Source organism: Saccharopolyspora antimicrobica, assembly GCF_003635025.1.
In the GTDB taxonomy this organism is placed as follows: domain Bacteria; phylum Actinomycetota; class Actinomycetes; order Mycobacteriales; family Pseudonocardiaceae; genus Saccharopolyspora; species Saccharopolyspora antimicrobica.
The window spans coordinates 1,001,878-1,020,282 of record NZ_RBXX01000002.1; the positions used below are offsets into that span (position 1 = coordinate 1,001,878).

14 protein-coding genes are annotated in these 18,405 nt (G+C 71.2%); 6 read left to right on the plus strand and 8 right to left on the minus strand.

The window, feature by feature from the left end:
- Positions 1 to 54: 54 nt before the first annotated feature.
- Entirely contained in the window at positions 55 to 2,175 is a 2,121-nt protein-coding gene (locus ATL45_RS05380) for a RecQ family ATP-dependent DNA helicase (RefSeq protein ID WP_093152296.1), read from the plus strand.
- Here ATL45_RS05380 and ATL45_RS05385 read toward each other — a convergent pair.
- The 3 genes from ATL45_RS05385 to ATL45_RS05395 all read right to left on the minus strand — a co-directional run bounded on the left by ATL45_RS05385 (position 2,172) and on the right by ATL45_RS05395 (position 4,978).
- Complete coding sequence (locus ATL45_RS05385) at positions 2,172 to 3,803, minus strand: DUF885 domain-containing protein (RefSeq protein WP_093152299.1); 1,632 nt, start codon at positions 3,801 to 3,803, stop codon at positions 2,172 to 2,174. The two genes, ATL45_RS05380 and ATL45_RS05385, sit on opposite strands and share 4 nt — an antisense overlap.
- A 129-nt stretch (positions 3,804 to 3,932) precedes the next feature.
- Positions 3,933 to 4,157 (minus strand): DUF397 domain-containing protein, encoded by a 225-nt coding sequence (locus ATL45_RS05390; protein ID WP_439332437.1) that lies wholly within the window; start codon positions 4,155 to 4,157, stop codon positions 3,933 to 3,935.
- Positions 4,127 to 4,978, minus strand: coding sequence for a helix-turn-helix domain-containing protein (locus ATL45_RS05395; protein ID WP_093152301.1), 852 nt, complete (start codon positions 4,976 to 4,978; stop codon positions 4,127 to 4,129). The genes ATL45_RS05390 and ATL45_RS05395 overlap by 31 nt, the downstream gene beginning before the upstream one ends.
- Positions 4,979 to 5,209: 231 nt before the next feature.
- On the opposite strand from ATL45_RS05395, the gene ATL45_RS05400 reads away from it, so the two are divergent.
- Positions 5,210 to 5,428 (plus strand): HC3 family zinc finger protein, encoded by a 219-nt coding sequence (locus ATL45_RS05400; protein ID WP_093152304.1) that lies wholly within the window; start codon positions 5,210 to 5,212, stop codon positions 5,426 to 5,428.
- Positions 5,429 to 5,582: 154 nt separating this feature from the next.
- The gene (locus ATL45_RS05405; RefSeq protein ID WP_093152306.1) at positions 5,583 to 6,860 is read left to right on the plus strand and encodes an MFS transporter; all 1,278 of its coding nucleotides are present in this window, start codon (positions 5,583 to 5,585) and stop codon (positions 6,858 to 6,860) included.
- Between the two features lie 44 nt (positions 6,861 to 6,904).
- Here ATL45_RS05405 and proB read toward each other — a convergent pair whose 3' ends face one another.
- The 4 genes from proB to rplU form a co-directional block, all read right to left on the minus strand.
- The gene (gene proB, locus ATL45_RS05410; protein WP_093152309.1) at positions 6,905 to 8,026 is read right to left on the minus strand and encodes a glutamate 5-kinase; all 1,122 of its coding nucleotides are present in this window, start codon (positions 8,024 to 8,026) and stop codon (positions 6,905 to 6,907) included.
- Positions 8,027 to 8,065: 39 nt separating this feature from the next.
- On the minus strand, positions 8,066 to 9,550 hold the full coding sequence (gene obgE, locus ATL45_RS05415) for a GTPase ObgE (protein ID WP_093152592.1): 1,485 nt from the start codon (positions 9,548 to 9,550) through the stop codon (positions 8,066 to 8,068).
- Positions 9,551 to 9,720: 170 nt separating this feature from the next.
- Positions 9,721 to 9,978, minus strand: coding sequence for a 50S ribosomal protein L27 (gene rpmA, locus ATL45_RS05420; protein ID WP_093152311.1), 258 nt, complete (start codon positions 9,976 to 9,978; stop codon positions 9,721 to 9,723).
- Positions 9,979 to 9,992: 14 nt separating this feature from the next.
- Complete coding sequence (rplU, locus tag ATL45_RS05425) at positions 9,993 to 10,301, minus strand: 50S ribosomal protein L21 (RefSeq protein WP_093152314.1); 309 nt, start codon at positions 10,299 to 10,301, stop codon at positions 9,993 to 9,995.
- A 410-nt stretch (positions 10,302 to 10,711) separates the two neighbouring features.
- Between rplU and ATL45_RS05430 the strand changes: the two genes are divergently transcribed.
- The 3 genes from ATL45_RS05430 to ATL45_RS05440 all read left to right on the plus strand — a co-directional run bounded on the left by ATL45_RS05430 (position 10,712) and on the right by ATL45_RS05440 (position 16,739).
- Positions 10,712 to 12,415 carry a hypothetical protein gene (locus ATL45_RS05430; protein ID WP_093152317.1) on the plus strand — a complete coding sequence of 568 codons (1,704 nt, stop codon included), beginning with the start codon at positions 10,712 to 10,714 and terminating at the stop codon, positions 12,413 to 12,415.
- The gene (locus ATL45_RS05435; protein WP_093152319.1) at positions 12,412 to 13,380 is read left to right on the plus strand and encodes a glycosyltransferase family 2 protein; all 969 of its coding nucleotides are present in this window, start codon (positions 12,412 to 12,414) and stop codon (positions 13,378 to 13,380) included. The genes ATL45_RS05430 and ATL45_RS05435 overlap by 4 nt, the downstream gene beginning before the upstream one ends.
- 191 nt (positions 13,381 to 13,571) lie before the next feature.
- The gene (locus ATL45_RS05440) at positions 13,572 to 16,739 is read left to right on the plus strand and encodes an arabinosyltransferase domain-containing protein (protein WP_342775244.1); all 3,168 of its coding nucleotides are present in this window, start codon (positions 13,572 to 13,574) and stop codon (positions 16,737 to 16,739) included.
- A 52-nt stretch (positions 16,740 to 16,791) separates the two neighbouring features.
- Here the strand turns inward: ATL45_RS05440 and ATL45_RS05445 are convergent, their stop codons facing one another.
- Positions 16,792 to 18,321 carry a carboxylesterase/lipase family protein gene (locus ATL45_RS05445; RefSeq protein WP_256258375.1) on the minus strand — a complete coding sequence of 510 codons (1,530 nt, stop codon included), beginning with the start codon at positions 18,319 to 18,321 and terminating at the stop codon, positions 16,792 to 16,794.
- Positions 18,322 to 18,405 lie beyond the last annotated feature (84 nt).

Consider the following 18,405-nt stretch of genomic DNA (forward strand, 5'->3'; position numbering starts at 1 on the left):
CGCGCCGCGGCCCCCGGACGACGCACGTCGGAGGCGTCCGGTAGGAATCGGGGCGTGGACGAACAGGCGCTTCGCGAACTCGCCGACGAACGACTCCGCGCGCTGGCCGGACCCGAGGCCTCGTTGCGCGAGGACCAGTGGAGCGCGATCCGCGCCCTGGTGCTGGAGCGCCGCCGCGCGCTGGTCGTGCAGCGGACCGGCTGGGGCAAGTCGGCCGTGTACTTCATCGCCACCGCGCTGCTGCGCGAGCTCGGCGAGGGCCCGACCGTCATCGTCTCCCCGCTGCTCGCGCTGATGCGCAACCAGGTCGAGGCCGCCGCCGCGGCCGACGTGCACGCCGCGACGATCAACTCGGCCAACCCCGAGGAGTGGGCCGACATCGAGGAGCGGGTCGCCGCCGGCGAGGTGGACGTGCTGCTGGTCAGCCCGGAGCGGCTGAACAACCCCGACTTCCGGGACACGATCCTGCCCGAGCTCACCCAGAACGCCGGGCTGCTGGTGGTCGACGAAGCGCACTGCATCTCCGACTGGGGCCACGACTTCCGCCCGGACTACCGGCGGCTGCGCACCCTGCTGACCGAGCTGCCGGAGGGCGTGCCGGTGCTGGCCACCACGGCCACCGCCAACGACCGCGTCGTGCAGGACGTCGCCGACCAGCTCGGCGTCGGCGGCGAGTACACCGACCCGCAGGAAACGCTCGTGCTGCGCGGCACCCTGGACCGCGAGAGCCTGCGGCTGGGCGTGGTGCGGCTGCCGTCCGCGGAGGCCCGGCTCGGCTGGCTGGCCAGCCACCTCAAGGAGCTGCCGGGCTCCGGCATCATCTACACGCTGACCGTGGCCGCCACCGAGGAGATCTCCGCCTACCTGCGCGACCAGGGCTACGAAGTCGCCTCCTACTCGGGCCGCACCGATCCGGCCGAGCGGCAGCAGGCGGAGGCGGACCTGCTGGCGAACAAGGTCAAGGCGCTGGTGGCGACCTCCGCGCTGGGCATGGGTTTCGACAAGCCCGACCTCGGCTTCGTCGTGCACCTCGGCGCGCCGTCCTCGCCGATCGCCTACTACCAGCAGATCGGTCGTGCCGGTCGCGGTGTGCAGCGCGCCGAGGTCCTGCTGCTGCCCGGCCCGGAGGACCGCGACATCTGGAGCTACTTCGCGTCGCTGGCGTTCCCGCCGGAACCCACCGTGCGCGCGGTGCTCGACGCGCTGGCGCAGCACGGGAAGATGTCGACGGCCGCGCTGGAACCGCACGTGGAGCTGGGCCGCAGCCGGCTGGAGATGGTGCTCAAGGTCCTCGACGTCGACGGCGCGGTGCAGCGGGTCAAGGGCGGCTGGGAGGCCACCAGCGAGCCGTGGCACTACGACGCCGAGCGCTACCGGCGCATCGCCGCCGAGCGCAAGGCCGAGCAGCAGGCGATGCTCGACTACCTCGGCACCTCCACGTGCCGCATGGAGTTCCTGCGCCGCCAGCTCGACGACGCGCAGGCCGCGCCGTGCGGGCGCTGCGACAACTGCACCGGCACCGGCTACTCCGGTGACGTCGACGACCAGGCCGTGCAGCAGGCCGAGGAGCGGCTGCGCAGGCCCGGTGTCGAGGTGTCGCCGCGCAAGATGTGGCCCAGCGGCATGAACGCGCTGGACGTTCCGCTGTCCGGCAAGCTGCCCGCCGACGAGCAGGCGGGCACCGGCCGGGCGGTCGGGCGGCTCACCGACATCGGGTGGGGCAACCGGCTCCGCGACCTGCTCGCCACCGGCGCCCCCGACCAGCAGCTGCCGGACGACCTGTTCCAGGCGGCGATCAAGGTGCTGGCCGCGTGGGACTGGAAGCAGCGACCCGTCGGCGTGGTCGCGCTCGGCTCGCGGACTCGCCCGGTGCTGGTGCGGAGCCTCGCCGAGCGGATCGCGGGCATCGGGCGGCTGCCGCTGCTGGGCGAGGTGCTGACCAACCCGAACACCACGCCGCGCAGCGGCACCAACAGCGCGCAGCGCGTCGCTTCGCTGTGGTCGCAGTTCAAGGTGCCGGAGGAGCTCGCCGCGAAGCTGTCCGCACTGGACGGACCGGTGCTGCTGATGGACGACTACGCCGACACCGGCTGGACCATCACGGTGGTCAGCCGCCTGCTCCGGCAAGCAGGCGCACCCTCGGTGCTGCCGTTCACCCTCGCCACCACGAGCTAGCCGGTCCAGTCGGCGACGACGAGGTCCAGGACCGGCATCGGCAGCGGGCCGGAACCGAGCACCAGGTCGTGGAACGCGCGCAGGTCGAAGGCCTCGCCCAGTGCTGCCCGGGCGCGGTCGCGCAGCCGCTCGATCTCCAGCCTGCCGACCATGTAGGACAGCGCCTGCCCCGGCTGCTCCAGGTACCGGTCGGTCTCGGACTGGACCTCGACCTCGGGCATCAGCGTGTTCTCGCGCAGGTAGTCCACCGCGCGCTGCCTGCTCCAGCCGAAGGCGTGCAGGCCGGTGTCCACCACCAGCCGTGCCGCGCGGTTCGAATCCATCGCGAGCATGCCCAGCCGGGCCACGTCGTCGGTGTACCAACCGGCCTCATCGGCGAAGCGCTCCGAGTACAGGCCCCAGCCCTCCATGTAGGCGTTGACCCAGGCGAACCGCCGGATCTCCGGCACACCGGTCAGCTCCTGGGCGAGGGTGATCTGGAAGTGGTGCCCGGGCACGGCCTCGTGGAAGGCGGTCGCCTCGGCGAGGAAGCGCGGGCGCTGCTCGGCGAGGTGGGTGTTGGCGTAGTAGGTGCCGGGCCGGGAGCCGTCGATCGGGCCGGGCATGTAGTACGCCGCGGAGGTGTTCGGGGCCCGGTCGGCCGGAACCGGTTCCACCTGGCAGCGCTGGGCGGGCAGCCGGCCGAACCACTCCGGCGCGCCGCGTTCCGCCCGCTCGATCGCTGCCTTGGCCGCGGCCAGCAGTTCGCGCCCGTCCGACCAGCGCAGGTCGGGGTCGGTGCGCATCCGCTGCTGCACCTCGGCGGCCGTGCGCAGCCCGAAGATCCGCGAGCCGATCTCCGCGTACTCCTCGGCCAGCTCCGCGAGCAGCTCGACGCCGGTCCGGTGCAGCTCTTCCGGCGTGCGGCCGGTCGTCGTGTGCATCCGGGCCAGCGCCGCGTAGGTCGCCTCGCCATCCGGCAGCCAGCACAGCCCCGCGCGGTCATCCGGCCGTCCGCGTTCCAGGGCTTCCGCGTGCAAGACCTCGCGGTACGCGGCGAAGGCCGGGCGGACCTCCGCTGCGAGCAGCTCGTCGCGCTCTGCTGCGGCGTTCAGCGGCACCAGGTGCAGCGGGTCCGCTTCCGGCGCGGCCAGGTGCGCGTCGAGGTAGTCGACGGCGGCCCGCACGCGACCGGCGATCGGCAGCCGCCCGGTGGACAGGCCGTGCCGTAGGCGATCAGCGCCTTGGGCCAGGAACTCCGGAATCGCCGCGAGCCTGGTCAGGAAGTCCTGCTCCTGCTGCGCACCGCTCGGCCGCGAGCTGGCGAGCAGTTCCAGCAGCTTGCCCAGCGGAGCGGTCTGGCCGTCGTGCACGGTGTGCTCGACGAGCCTGGCGTCGATCCGGGTGATGAGGGACTCGGTCTGCTCCACCAGCACGCCGAGCGTGATCCTGTCCTGGCCGGTCGCCTCGATCCGGCTCGCCGCGGCGAGAACGCGGACCGCGCGGTCGCGGAGCGATTGTTCGGCCGATTCGGACAGATCGTTGAGGCGGTCCCCGGTGCCCGGGAATCCCACGAGCAGTTCGTTCAGCGGATCAGCGGTGGCGAGGAGTTCGAGGGCTTCATCGGCGAGTTCGCGCACTGTCGTCACGACAGCAGTCTGCCGTGGAGCACAACGCCTTTTTCACTCGATCGATCCGGAAACCGCACATTCATTCACAAATTCACCGGCACCCGACCGGCTCGGCGGTGCCCCCTCCCCTCGGGGCACCGCGGGTCGTCAGGCCTCGAACCGGCCTGCTCGGATCCCGGCGACGAAGGATCGCCACTGCGCACCGGAAACGGCGAAGTACCCGCCCGCCCGGTGCTTGGAATCGCGAACCGCCGCACCATCACCGCAGCGACCGACCTCCACGCAATCGGTCTCCTGCGCCGACCTGCTCGACTTACGCCAACCGACCGGCTGTACCGTAATCACGCAATAGCCTCCATCTCGTTCGCACACTTGGTGATGAACGCGATCGACTCGGCGTCGTCCATCGCGAACGAGAGCAGGGTAGTGATCGCTTCCAGGTATTCCTGCGCTAGTCCGGGGTTGTAGAGGAAGGCCGAGGACCGGTAGTGCTCCAAATGCACGATCGGCTGCGCCTTGGGGAATTCGAACAGCACGAACGGCCCGACGTGCCCGGGGTGCCAGGTGGTGCTGCCGCTGGGCAGCACCCGGACGTCGATGCTGGGCCACGCCGCCAGTTCCGCCACCTTGTGCAGCTGCTCGGCCATCACCGCGTGTCCGCCGATCGGTTCGCGCAGCGCGTTCTCGCTGATGATCGCGGTCAGGCGCGGCGCATCGCGGGCGGCCAGCACCTCCCGGCGGCCGAGGCGCATGAGCACCAGCTTCTCCACCTCGCCGACCGGTTTTCCGTGCATCACCGCCCGCGCGTAGTCGGAGGTCTGCAGCAGGCCGGGGATCAGCCCGGTGGCGACGTTGGTGATGCGGGTCGCGGTGCGCTCGAACTCGATCAGCGCGGTCAGCTCCTGCCGCACGCCCGCCCGGTCCGCGGTGAGCCAGTTCGGCGCGTCGGCGTCGCGCGCCATCTCGACGAGTCGATCACGTTCAGTAGCCGAAACACCCAGTGCTGTCACGAAAGCGGCAACCACTTCCGGCGGAGGGACGGACCGCCCGGTCTCGTACCGCATCAGCTTGACGTGGTTGGTGTCGAGCTCGTGTGCCAGCGCACGCAGGCTCCGACCGACCGCTTCCCTGGCTTCGCGCAGCTCAGCGCCGAGCGCGCGGGCCTTCGGCGTGCCGCCAGTGGTACGGGTCATGAAACACAGCGAAACAGAATTCCGCGCCGGTAACTACTACCTGTTCAGGTAATTGGCCCCGCGTTTCAGTACCAGCAGAATGGTACGCGCGACGACGACCGGTCAGGAGCACGAGATGCGGACACCAGCGAGCAGCTCCCGGTGCCGGCGTCTCGCCACCGAACCCGGCTGCCAGGACGCGACCCACTCCCAGTGGTCGTCTCCGGTCGACTTGAAACAGGCGGTGATCGCATGCCACACCCGTTTCGCTGGCAACCCGGTGAAGGTCAGCGGCACGCCACGCTGAAACCGCGCCCGAAGGGCGGCTTTCCCGACGACGCGCAGATCGAGGCGCTGTGCGGCACGCAGATCACTGTGGACAACTCCGACGTGGCGTGGCTGTGGACGACCTGCCCGGAGTGCAACAAGGGCGCGCACGAGCTGGCCGGAACGCCGATAGTCCCCCGTTGAGCGCCGCGGGGCGGGCGCAAGTCCTTCCCACTGGCTGAGTTCGCACCTTCCGAACGGACGGTCCAGACCGTACTGTGTCGTCACCCGTTCGGGCTCCGGAGCGCATCGACGTGCCTCCAGGAAGCGGGCGGGCTGCCACGACACGGAGGATGCGATGTCCCAAGGCACGGCGACGACCGGCGAATCCCGGCTGCCCTTGCGCACCCTGATCGCTGCGAGCATCGGCAACGCCGTCGAGTGGTACGACTGGACGATCTACACCGCGTTCAGCGTCTACTTCGCGCACGCCTTCTTCCCCGGTGAGCTCGCGCTGATCAACACCCTGGCCACGTTCGCGCTGGCGTTCTTCTTCCGGCCGCTGGGCGGTTGGCTGCTCGGCAGGTTCGCCGACCTGCGCGGCCGCAAGACCGCGATGCTTGTGACCATCTCGCTGATGGCGGGCGGCTCGCTGGTGATCGGGTTGCTGCCGACGTTCGAGACGATCGGCTGGGCGGCGGCGATCCTGCTCGTCCTGGCCCGGGTCAGCCAGGGGCTCTCGCTGGGCGGCGAGGTCTCCAACGCCTCGGCGTACCTCGCGGAGATCGCACCGGCCGCCAAGCGCGGCCGGTACTCGGCGTTCTTCTACATCTCGACCGGCACCGCGCTGCTCATCGCCTCGCTGCTGGGCTACCTGCTGACCGCGCTGCTGACCGAGGAGCAGCTCACCGACTTCGGCTGGCGCATCCCGTTCCTGATCGGCGGCGTGCTCGGCCTGCTGGGCATCTGGTTGCGCCGGACGCTGGAGGAGACCGAGCAGTTCGAGGAGAACCAGGAGAAGGCCAAGGCGCTCCGGAATCCACTGTGGACCACGCTGACCCACCACCCGAAGGCGGTCGGGCAGCTGGTGGGCTTCAGCATGCTCTCGACGCTGTGCTACTACACGTTCTTCAGCGCGCTGACGCCGTTCGCGGTCAAGAACCGCGATGCCGACGCCACCGACGTGTTCCTGGCGCTGTCGATCGCCACCGCGCTGTTCATCGCGCTGCAGTACCCGATGGGCGCGCTGTCGGACCGCTTCGGCCGCAAGCCCCAGCTGCTGATCTGGTCGGCCGCCACCGCGATCCTCATCGTCCCGCTGTCGACCCTGGTCCGGCCCGGTCTCGGCAACCTGCTGGTGGTCTTCTGCGTCGGAGTCGCGCTCTACACCGCGATGACCTCGATCGCCCCGGCGATCATGTCCGAGCTGTTCCCCACCGAGCTGCGCGGCCTGGGCATCGGCGCCTGGTACAACCTCACCGTCGCGGTGTTCGGCGGCACCGCGCCGCTGGTCATCCAGATGCTGGCCCAGTACGAGCTGTCGTCGCTGTTCTTCTGGTACATCGCGGTCGGCGCGGCGATCGCGTTCTTCGTGATCCGCACCCTCCCGGAAACCCGGGGCACCGAACTCCGCTGACCCGCCGGGTGAAGGGCACGTCGGAACGTGCCCTTCACCGGGGCTCAGCGGAGGGGCACGAGGTCGTCGGCGTGGACGACCTCTCGGCGCTGTTCCGGGGGGAGCTGGTGGCTGGAGCGGCCGATGAGGTCCGGGAGCTCCGCCGCGTCGTAGGCGACCACTCCCCTGGCCACCACCGCGCCCGCGGGGTCGACCAATTCGACCACGTCACCGCCGTCGAAGGCGCCTTCCACCGCGGTGATGCCCGCGGCCAGCAGCGAGCGGCGGCGCTCGACCACCGCTGCGACGGCACCGTCGTCCAGCCAGAGGCGGCCGCTGGCGCCGGCCGCGTGCGCCAGCCAGAAGCGGCGGGCCGACAACCGGCTTCCCGTCGCGGCGAAGGCCGTGCCCACGTCCGCCGGGCCCAGTGCGCGCTCGGCCTGCGCGGCCGAGGTCAGCAGGACCGGGATTCCCGAGGAGCAGGCGACCCGGGCCGCGCCCACCTTCGAGGCCATGCCGCCGGTGCCGAGCCCGGAGGCGCCGGTGCTGCCCGCCCGCACGCCTGCCATGTCCGCGTCGCCGTTGACCTCGCGGATCACCGAAGCACCGCCGTGCCGCGGATCCCCGTCGTAGAGGGCGTCCACATCGGACAGCAGGATCAGCGCGTCGGCGCCGACCAGGTGCGAGACGAGCGCGGCGAGCCGGTCGTTGTCGCCGAAGCGGATCTCGGTCGTGGCCACCGTGTCGTTCTCGTTGACCACCGGCACCGCGCCGAGGCCCAGCAGCCGGTTCAGCGTGCGCTGGGCGTTGCGGTAGTGACCACGGCGCACCACGTCGTCGGCGGTCAGCAGGACCTGACCGACGATCAGCCGGTAGCGCGAGAAGGATTCGGCGTAAGCGTGCGCCAGGGCTTCCTGCCCGACGCTCGCCGCGGCCTGCTGGGTCGCCAGGTCGCGCGGCCTGCGGCTCAACCCCAGCGGGGCGAGACCAGCGGCGATGGCGCCTGAGGACACCAGCACCACCTGGCAGCCGGACGCCACCCGCCGGGCCACCGAGTCGACCAGCGCGGACAGCCGTGCGGTGTCCAGACCGCCTTCGGTGGTGGTCAGCGACGAAGACCCGACCTTCACCACGACCCGCTGCGCGGTCGCGACCGCCTGCCGGGTCGCCGAGAGCTCAACGCTCACCGGACTTCCTCCTTCAGGTGAGCGAGAAGGGCGCAGCGCTCACTCGTCGCCCTCGCGGAACTGGCCGAACTCGTCCAGCGAGCTGCGCCTGGCCTTCTTCGCCGCCTTGCGCTCGTGGGCGGAGACCCGGTCGTCCTGGTCCACGCGCAGGTCGGTGCCGCGGCGGCCGAGCACACCGGCCACCCCGGCCGGCGTCGACGGTTCCCAGTCGAAGGTCATGGAACCGATGGTCACCTGGCTGCCGGGCTCCGCACCCTGCTTCGCCAGCGCGTCCTCCACGCCCAGCTTGGCCAGCCGGTCCGCCAGGAAGCCGATGGCCTCGTTGTTGCCGAAGTCGGTCTGCCGCACCCAGCGCTCCGGCTTCTCGCCGCGCACCACGTAGGCGTCCTCGACCTCGGGGTCGGGCTCGACGGTGAACCCGCCGTCGTCGACCGCGGTCGGGCGGACCACCACGCGCGCGGCCTCCGGTTCCGGCAGCTGCTCCCGGTAGCGCTCCACCTCGGCGGCCATCGCGAAGCTCAGCTCGCGCAGGCCCTCGCGGGAGGCGGTCGACACCTCGAACACCGGCCAGCCGCGCTCCTCGACGTCGGCGCGCACCAGGTCTGCCAGCTCGCGGGCTTCCGGCACGTCCATCTTGTTGAGCACCACCATGCGCGGGCGATCGGCGAGGTCGACCCCGCCGTGCTCGGCCTTCAACGCCGGGGTGTACTGCGCGAGCTCGTTCTCCAGGGCGTCCACATCAGACATCGGATCGCGGCCGGGCTCCAGCGTGGCGCAGTCCACGACGTGCACCAGCACGGCGCAGCGCTCGATGTGGCGCAGGAAGTCCAGGCCGAGGCCGCGGCCCTCGCTGGCGCCCGGGATCAGCCCGGGCACGTCGGCCACGGTGAACACGGTCTCGCCCGCGGTGACCACGCCGAGGTTGGGCACCAGCGTGGTGAACGGGTAGTCGGCGATCTTCGGGCGCGCGGCGGAGAGCACCGAGATCAGCGACGACTTGCCCGCCGACGGGAAGCCGACCAGGCCCACGTCGGCGACCGACTTGAGCTCCAGGACGAGCTCGCCCTGGTCACCGGGCTCGCCGAGCAGGGCGAAGCCCGGGGCCTTGCGCGCCTTGGAGGCCAGCGCCGCGTTGCCCAGGCCACCGCGACCACCGGCGGCGGCGACGAACGTGGTGCCGGTGCCCACCAGGTCGGCCAGCACTTCGCCGTCCGGGGTCATGACCACGGTGCCGTCCGGAACGGCCAGCACCAGGTCCTCGCCCTGGGCGCCGTTGCGCATGCCGCCCTGGCCCGGCTTGCCGTTGGAGGCGCGGGCGTTGGGCCGGTAGTGGAAGTCGAGCAGGGTGTGCGCGTTGGGATCGACGACGAGCTGCACGTCGCCGCCCTTGCCGCCGTTGCCGCCGTCCGGCCCGCCCAGCGGCTTGAACTTCTCCCTGTGCACCGAGGCGCAGCCATTCCCGCCGTCGCCAGCCGCGACGTGGATGGTCACGCGGTCAACGAACCGCGACACGAATGCCTCCAGGAAGATCAAGCCGGGTGGACCCGGCGGTAGAACACGGGCGAATCCGATTCAACAACGGCGGGACCGATTCGCATCCCGGCGCCGGAGCGGATCCGCGAACAGCAACGAGGGGCGGGCCGGACTAGCCGGACCCGCCCCTCGTCGGGAAGTACTCGCAGTCGAGAGCCGGATCAGGCCTCGACCGGCTTCACGCTGACGGCCTTGCGGCCCCGGTAACGTCCGAACTCGACGGTCCCGGCCTCCAGCGCGAACAGAGTGTCGTCGTTGCCGCGACCCACGTTCAGACCCGGGTGGAACTTGGTACCACGCTGACGGATCAGGATCTCGCCGGCCTTGACGACCTGGCCGCCGTAGCGCTTCACCCCGAGGTACTTGGGGTTCGAGTCGCGGCCGTTCCGAGAGCTGGATGCGCCCTTCTTGTGTGCCATGACTACTCAGGTCCTCACTTGTTGATGCCGGTGACCTCGACGCGGGTCAGCTTCTGGCGGTGACCCTGTCGCTTGTGGTAGCCGGTCTTGTTCTTGAACTTGTGGATGCGGATCTTGGGGCCCTTGGTCTGCTCGACCAGCTTGCCGGTCACCGACACCTTGGCCAGCGCGTCGGCGTCGGTCGTGACATCGGTGCCATCGACGACCAGAAGTGCCGGGAAACTGACCTCGGAGCCCAGCTCGCCTTCGAGCTTCTCGACCTCGACGACGTCTCCGACAGCCACCTTGTACTGCTTGCCGCCGGTCTTGACGATCGCGTACATGAGTCGGAAGTCTCCTGCTGCTCGGTTTCGCTACTTTCACCAGGTCTGCGGCGGACGTCCACCTCGACCCGAAGAGGATCGAGGATTCCTACCACGCCGCTGGTGCAGCGCCTCGGTGGGGTTCCCGTCCCGGCAGCGCGGAGCACCACTCGAAACAGGCGTTTTTTCTCTCCGCCCGTCCGGCGGCGAGAAGTTCTCACCCATCATACAGACCGCGTTCCGGACCCCGATCGGGCGGGGCCGCTCCACGCGGGGCGCACGACTGCGGGAGCCGGGCGACAGGCGAGCCGCGTCAGCCTAAGTCGGCCCGTTCATGCGGTCAAATCGACCCCTGCCGAAAGAAGGTGCCGAGCCTCGACGAGCGCTTGCTACGGTAGGTCGCCGTTCTACTTGATCTGGGGAAACAGCTCGTGACTGACATCGCACCGGAGGCCGAGCGGGACGAGGGCGCCGCCTCCGGGACCGCACCGCGCCGGAGCCCGCTGCACCGGTTCGGCCCGCTGCTGCTCGGCCTGTCGGCGATCGTTCCACCACTGATGATGCTGCGGGAAGTGCTGCGCTACTCGCAGATGCACTTCTACGACTACTGGTGGGTCCTGCTCGACCTCACCAACGACGACGGGACGCTGCGACCGGAGGCCCTCCTGGGCTTCCGCAACGAACACCCGTTCGTGCTGCCCAGCCTGCTGTTCTGGCTCAGCGCCCGCTACGGCAACGGGCTCAACCAGCCGCTGGGCCTGGCGATCCTCGCCTTCGGCGTGATCAGCGTGCTGCTGGTGTGGGCGATGCTGCCGAAGGAGCTGAACGGCTGGCAGCGGGCCGGACTGGTGGCGGCCACCTCGACGCTGGTGTTCAACCCGCACGGCATCCACAACTACGTGCGCTCGATGAGCGGCGCGTCCTGGATCCTCGCGCTGATGCTGGTGCTCGCCGCGCTGCTGGCGATGCAGCGCGGACATCGGCTGTGGGCGATCGTCTTCGGCCTGCTGGCCTCGATCAGCTACGGCACCTCGTTCGCCGTGTGGCCCGCGCTGGCCCTGATCGCGTGGCTGCGCGGGGACCGGCGCCGGTGGGTGGCGGCTCCGATGGTGGTCGGTGCGGTCGTGGTGCTCTCCTGGCTGGTGCTGCGCGGCCCGCAGGGCGGCGGCGGCGCGTCTCCCACCGACGATCCGGCGCAGGCGCTGCTGGCCGGGCTGAGCATGCTCGGCATGGTGTGGACCGGCACCGAACCGGCGATCGCGCTGATCGCCGGCGTGGCCGGGCTCGCGGCGCTGGTGGTGCACGCCCAGCAGACACCGGAACAGCGGCGCAGCGCAGCGCCCTGGTGGGGCCTGGCGGTCTACGCCGTCGGCTGCGCGGTGATGATCTCCGGCTCGCGCGCCGCGTTCGGCGAATCGGCCGGGCTGCAGAGCCGGTACAACAGCATGACCGCCGCGCTGTGGATCGCGCTGCTGGTGATCGTGGTGGCCTGGCCCAAGCTGCCGAAGCTGCGCACCGTCACCGTCGCGGGCACCGTGCTGGCCACCGTGGCGCTGGGCGCGCCGATGGCGCAGAGCGTCCGGGCCGACTCGGCGAACCAGGACCTCTTGGCCATCGCCGCCCGCATCGGGCACCCGGAGCACTTCTCCGACCGGTTCCCGGAACCGGACCGGCTGCTGCCGCGGCTGCAGGCGCTGGGCCACTACCCGTTCTCCCCCGAGTTCACCCTGAACTGCCCCGACGGGCTGGAGATCGGTGACCGGATCAGCACCGCGAACTGGCGCACGCCCAGCGAGGGCGCGTTCCGGGAGCCCCGCCCGGACGGCCGGGACGTGATCCTCAACGTCGAGACCGACCAGGTCGAGGGCGGCGCGCGGATGCTCAAGGGCTGGGCGATCTCCGGCATCGAGCGGGCCGGCTGCGTCGCGGTGCTCGACCAGAGCGGCACCGTGATCGGCGGCGGCGTCGTCGACATCCCGCGCTCCGACGCCGAAGCGCAGACGCCGGGCATCGAGATCGGGCTCGGGTTCGAAGCGGCCGCGCCCGCCCAGCCGGGCCTGCTGCGCGTCGCCTTCCACTTCCCCGACGGCTGGTGGATCCGGCCCCTCACCGAAAGCCCGCAGGTCGCGTCATGACGCAAACCCCGTTACCGCAGGTGTCGCTGCTCGCCCCGGCGAAGAACGAGCAGGAGAACCTGCCCGCGCTGTTCGCCCAGATCAGCGAGGCCATGCAGCAGCAGGACCGCAGCTGGGAGCTGGTGGTCGTCGACGACGGCAGCACCGACGGCAGCTGGCAGGTGATCAGCGAGCACGCGGCGCGGGACCCCCGGATCCGCGGCATCCGGCTGCGCCGCAACTTCGGCAAGGCCGCCGCGCTGGCCGCCGGGGTCGCCGAGGTGCGCGGTGAGCTGCTGGTCACGCTGGACGCCGACCTGCAGGACGACCCGGCCGAGATCCCCCGGCTGCTGGCCGAGCTCGACGCCGGGACCGACCTGGTCAGCGGGCACAAGGCCAACCGGCAGGACCCGCTGGGCAAGCGGCTGCCGTCGAAGGTGTTCAACTGGTTCACCGGGCTGATCACCGGCCTGAAGCTGTCCGACCACAACTGCGGGCTCAAGGCCGCGCGGACCGAGGTCTACCGGCGGGTTCCGCTGTACGGCGAGCTGCACCGCTACATCCCGGCGCTGGCGCACCAGCTCGGCTACCGGGTCGCCGAAATGCCCGTGAACCACCGGCCGCGGCTGCACGGCAAGTCCAAGTACGGCCTGGAGCGCTACCTGCGCGGCGCGCTGGACCTGCTTACGGTGGTCGCCCTCACCCGCTACGGGCGGCGGCCCGCGCACCTGTTCGGCGGGCTGGGGATGCTGGCGGGCACGATCGGCACGCTGATCCTGCTGTACCTGACCGGCGTGTGGTTGTTCACCGACCAGCCGATCGGCACCCGGCCGCTGCTGACGCTGGGCATCCTGCTGGAGATCTTCGCGGTGCAGATGATCTCGGTGGGGCTGCTCGCCGAGCTCGTGCTGCACCGCACCGGCCGCGATCACGACGTCGACGTCCTGGTCGCCGACCAGACGCCGACCGCATCGGCCGCCGCCTGACCGGTGGCGCGGAACACGTTCGGCGGAAGATCAACTACCGCGCGGTAACGACGTGAGGACCAGGCGGTAACGGCGCGCTCACCGCTGGGGGTGCACTCGTAGTCGCTCGATCACAGCCCCGTAAGGTGCTGCGCGTGCACTCGGCGAAGCGACTTCGGCTGTCTGCCGCAACCCTCGGAATCGTCGGGACGGTGCTCGCGCTCCTGATCCCGTTCCTCCCGGTCAAACACGACGTCACCACGCTCAAGTGGCCGACGGCGGAAGGCACCAGATCGGTGTCCGCACCGCTGGTCGCCTACTCACCGCTGTGGTTGGACGCGGAGGTGCCCTGCGCCGCCGTGCGGAGCCTCGACGAGCGCACCGCCGGGCCCGGCATGCTGCTGAGCACGAATCCGCCGTCCTCGGACTTCGGCAAGCTGACCGGTCTGGTGCTGCAGGTCGACAACGGCCAGGTGGCGCTGTTCTCCAAGGGACGGCAGGTCAGCACGACCCAGCTGCCGCCCGGTGACTGCACCATCGCGGTGCGCGCGGACGCCTCCGGCACCACCGCCACCGTCGGCGGCAAGCAGTGGGCGCACGTGCTCGGCGACCAGCGGCCGCAGCTGACCGGCGTCTACTCGGCGCTGGACAACGCGGTCGACGACGTCCGGGGCCTGTCGTTCGAGGCCCGCGTCGACAACCGGTTCAGCACCGAACCAACGGTGCTGAAGGCGGTCATGATGGCGCTGACCGTCGCGGCGTTCATCGGCTCCGTGGTGTGCCTGCGGCGGTTGGACGTCCGGGCCGGGCGGCGCGCGCCGCGGCTGGCCCCGACCGGCTGGTGGAAGCCGACGCTGCGCGACGCGGCGGTGTTCGTCGCGCTGGGCGTGTGGTGGCTGATCGGGGCGATGACCTCCGACGACGGCTACGTGCTCAGCATGCTGCGCTCGGAGGAGAGCGCTGGTTACGTCAGCAACTACTACCGCTGGTTCGCCAACCCCGAATCCCCGTTCGGCTGGTGGTACGAGCCGTACGCGCTGTGGGTGCAGGTATCCACGGCGACGCCGTGGGTGCGGCTGCCCGCGCTGCTGATGGGCATCGTGTCCTGGCTGCTGATCAGCCGCGAGGTGCTTCCGAGGCTCGGCCAGCAGGTCCGGCGCTCCAACGCCGCGGGCTGGGCCGCCGCCGCGGTGTTCCTGGCGTTCTGGCTGCCCTACAACAACGGCCTCCGCGCCGAGCCGGTCGTGGTGCTGTTCTCGCTGCTGGCGCTGTGCGCCGTCGAGCGCGCGGTGGCCACCGGACGGCTGGTGCCCGCGGCGCTGGGCCTGGTGGCCGCGGCCCTGTCGGTGGGCGTCAACCCGCACGGCCTGGTCGCCGTGCTGCCCTACATCGCCGCGATCAAGCCGCTGTACCGGCTGGTGCGCAAGCGGGCGCAGGAGTTCGGCCGGTTGCCGGTGCTGGCGCCGATCGCCGCGTCCGGCTTCGTGATCCTCACGCTGGTCTTCTACGACCAGACCTTCCGCTCCGTGCTGGACTCGATGGAGCTCAAGACCACCTTCGGGCCCAACGGCCGGTGGTACGAGGAGCTCAGCCGCTACAGCCTGCTGTTCAGCCAGAGCCCGGACGGTTCGCTGACCCGCCGCTTCCCGGTGCTGCTGGTGATCCTGTGCCTGGTGACCTGCGCCGTCGTGCTGCTGCGCCGCAACCGGATCCGCGGCGCTGCGCTGGGCCCGAGCCGGCGGCTGCTGGCGATCGTCGCGATGTGCTTCGTGGTGCTGGCCCTGACCCCGACCAAGCACACCCACCACTTCGGCATCTTCGCCGCCTTCGGCGGTGCGCTGGCCGCGCTGACCGCGCTGGCCACCAGCACCACGGTGCTGCGCTCGCGGCGCAACCGGGCGGCGTTCGTGGCCGGGCTGATGGTGATCCTGGCGTTCGCGGCGACCGGGCCGAACGCCTGGTGGTACGTCTCCGGCTGGGGCATCCCGTGGTTCGACAAGCCGCCGTCGATCGGCGGCTACAACTTCAGCACGCTGTTCCTGGTCTTCGCCGCCGTCGCCGGTGTCATCGCGCTGATCGAGCACCTGCGCATCGACGAGAACAACCCGAAGGTCGTCGACGAGAGCTGGGACAGCCCGGAGAAGCGCAGCCGGGCGCTGCGGCTGGGCACCGCGCCGCTGTCGGTGCTGTGCGCATTGCTGGTGCTCGGCGAGCTGGCGGCCTTCGGCAAGGCCATCCAGAAGCAGGACGACACCTACAACCTGGGTGTGGACAACATCAAGCAGCTTGCCGGATCCAGCTGCGGGTTGTCCGACTACATCGACGTGGAGACCGATCCGCGAGCGGGTGTGCTGCCGGTGTCGCCCGAGCAGCCGACGGTGGCCGCCCGGGCGACCGACAAGGCCGTGCCGGTTCCGCCGCGGCGGCTGGTCGGCCACGAGACGGCCGCGGAGTACCTGCGGCCGAAGGAGACCGGCTTCACCCGGCCCGGCGTGCCCGTCAGCAACGGCGGCGACCCGGAGGAGCCGAGCTGGCGGCCGCCGCACCAGTTCGGCGACGACGCCGCCCCGGCGTGGGGCAGCTACGACGAGGCCGGACTCGGCACCGGTGAGCTGCGCACGCCCTGGTACGACCTGCCGGAGGAGGCGCTCAGCGGCAAGACCCCGGTGGTGCTCAGCCTGGCCGGCTCGGAGACCGGCGCGAACTCGCTGGTGATGGAGTTCGGCCGCGACACCGAGCGCGGCTTCGAGATCACCGGTCGCTACGAGGTCGAGCAGGGCCCGCCGCCCGGCTGGCGCGACCACCGCTACTCGCTGGGCGCCGAGGCCGAGGGCGCCACGAAGATGCGCGTCATCGCGATCGACCAGGCGCTCGGCGCGGAGGGCTGGCTGGCGGTGACCGCACCGCGCGTGCCGAAGCTGGCCAGCATGACCGAGCTCGTCGGCGACTCCCCGACGTTCGTGGAGTGGCCCGCCGCGCTGGTGCACCCGTGCCTGCGGATCTCCGGTCTGTACAACGGTGTCGCCGAGATGCCGCACTTCCGGGTGTCGGCCGGTGAGCTGGTGCGCGACGTCGGCGAGGGCTGGTCCTCGCCGGACGCGGGCGGACCGTTCGGCTGGCTCAACGTCGCATCGAGCGTGCGGGAGCTGCCGACCTACCTGCGCGGCGACCCGCAGCAGGACTGGGGCTCGCTCTACGTCGTGCACCCGTACGACGCGGACGCGCTGCCCGCGCAGGCGGCGTTGGACATCCGGCCGGAGACCCACTGGGGCACCTGGTCGCCGGGACCGCTGACCGAGGCGGTGGAGCTGCCGGGCGACGTGCCCAGCTCCGACGACCGGACCGACATCCCGACCTTCGACACACCAGAGCAGAACTGATCACCTGAGTGCAGGGCCCCCGTCGCGCGTTGGCGACGGGGGCCCTGCGTCGTCAGCGGGTCCAGAACTCCATCCGGTGGTCGGCGGCGAAGTCGGCGGGTCCGGTCCGCTCCGGGTGCAGCGACTGGACGTGCCGGTCGGCCGCCGCGAAGCGCGGCCAGTCGACCAGGCCCGGCCCGTTGGGGTCGCCGCTGCGCGCGAAGTTGGCCCAGTAGCGGTGCATCGTCGCCGCCAGCCGCCACTGCTCCGCTGACAGCGGCGCGAGCCCGCCCATGTCGAACTGGTACGGGAGTTCGGACCCGTGGTAGGCGCCGGGCGGGAAGCCCTCCGGGAACGGCACCACCGGCGGCGCGTCCCGGTCCGCGAACTCGTAGACGTAGGTGGGAGTGCGCTCGTGCAGGGCCTGCGCGAGGTCCCAGAGCGAGCGCGCCCACGCGGCGTCGTTGATCACCGTCGACCAGGCGAGGCTGGGCGTCGCGTAGGCGTCGAGCGGGTACTCGCGCGCGATGTCGTCGGCCGCCGCGTCGAAGCCCTCCGCCAGCAGCTTGCCGTAGCCGTCCGAGGTGACCGGCTGGCCGGTGCCGTCGAAGAACATCGCGACGAACAATCTGGCTTCGTCCCGGGTGTTGCCCGCGAGCACCGGCACGCGGTGGAAGCGGCCGGCCGTCAGCGCCTGCACCGGCGACTCCGGCAGCACCTCGTTGCCGAACCCGGACCGGGTGAACACCGGGCTCAGCTGGAGCAGCTGCTCGACCGGGAGCGCACGCAGCTGGTCGACAGCGCTGCCGTGCCCTGGGCGCAGCCACCCGGCCTCACCGATCACGTGCTCGGCCAGCCCTTCGAGCTCGGTCGCCGACAGCCACAGCGACGGCATCTCCGGCGAGCCGGGCACGTAGGTGTTCGCCGGAGCGCGCATCAGCGGGAAGCCGCTCTGCACGATCGCCCGGTGGAACAGGCCCGCCGAGCCCGGAGCCACCAGGTGCGCGCCGATCGAGAGCCCGCCGTAGGACTCGCCGAACAGCGTGACGTTGCCCGGGTCGCCGCCGAACGCTCCGATGTTGCGCTGCACCCAGCGGAGCACCTCCTGCTGGTCGGCGATGCCGAAGGCGCCGCCGGGCAGCCCCGGGTAGCCGAAGTTGCCGAAGATGCCGAGCCGGTAGTTGGCGGTCACCACCACGACGTCCTCGGCGACCGACAGCCGTCGCGCGTCGAAGACCGACCCTTCACCGTTGGTGCCGCCGCCACCGTGCAGCCACACCATGACCGGCTTGCGGCCACCGGAGCGCGGTGCGGTCACGTTCAGGAACAGGCAGTCCTCGTCCACGCTGCCCACATCGGCGAAGGACTGCGGGAGCTGCGGGCACGGACTGCCCGGAGCGGTCGCGTCCCGAACCCCGGCCCACGGTTCGACCGGCCGCGGCAGGCTCCAGCGCAGCTCGCCGACGGGCGGCGCGGCGTAGGGGATCCCCTGGAAGAGCCGGTGCTCCTCGAAGCTCAGGCCTCGCACCCGACCCGAGTCCAGCTCTATTACGCCTGTCCCGCCTCTCCGCGATTCACAGTGGTGGTCGCGTTCGCGATTGATCTCCCGGTTCGCCGTTTCTTGTGGCTGGGTCACGTCACGGTCCCCTGAGGCGCGGTTGAGCGGGAGCGACGTCGGCCCAGGGCT

Excerpts from the sequence above, each read along its gene's own strand:
- ATL45_RS05395 (WP_093152301.1), bottom strand. The coding sequence starts at position 4,978 with ATGACCCGTACCACTGGCGGCACGCCGAAGGCCCGCGCGCTCGGCGCT.
- ATL45_RS05400 (WP_093152304.1), top strand. The coding sequence starts at position 5,210 with ATGCCACACCCGTTTCGCTGGCAACCCGGTGAAGGTCAGCGGCACGCC.
- ATL45_RS05405 (WP_093152306.1), top strand. The coding sequence starts at position 5,583 with ATGTCCCAAGGCACGGCGACGACCGGCGAATCCCGGCTGCCCTTGCGC.
- rpmA (WP_093152311.1), bottom strand. The coding sequence starts at position 9,978 with ATGGCACACAAGAAGGGCGCATCCAGCTCTCGGAACGGCCGCGACTCG.
- rplU (WP_093152314.1), bottom strand. The coding sequence starts at position 10,301 with ATGTACGCGATCGTCAAGACCGGCGGCAAGCAGTACAAGGTGGCTGTC.
- ATL45_RS05435 (WP_093152319.1), top strand. The coding sequence starts at position 12,412 with ATGACGCAAACCCCGTTACCGCAGGTGTCGCTGCTCGCCCCGGCGAAG.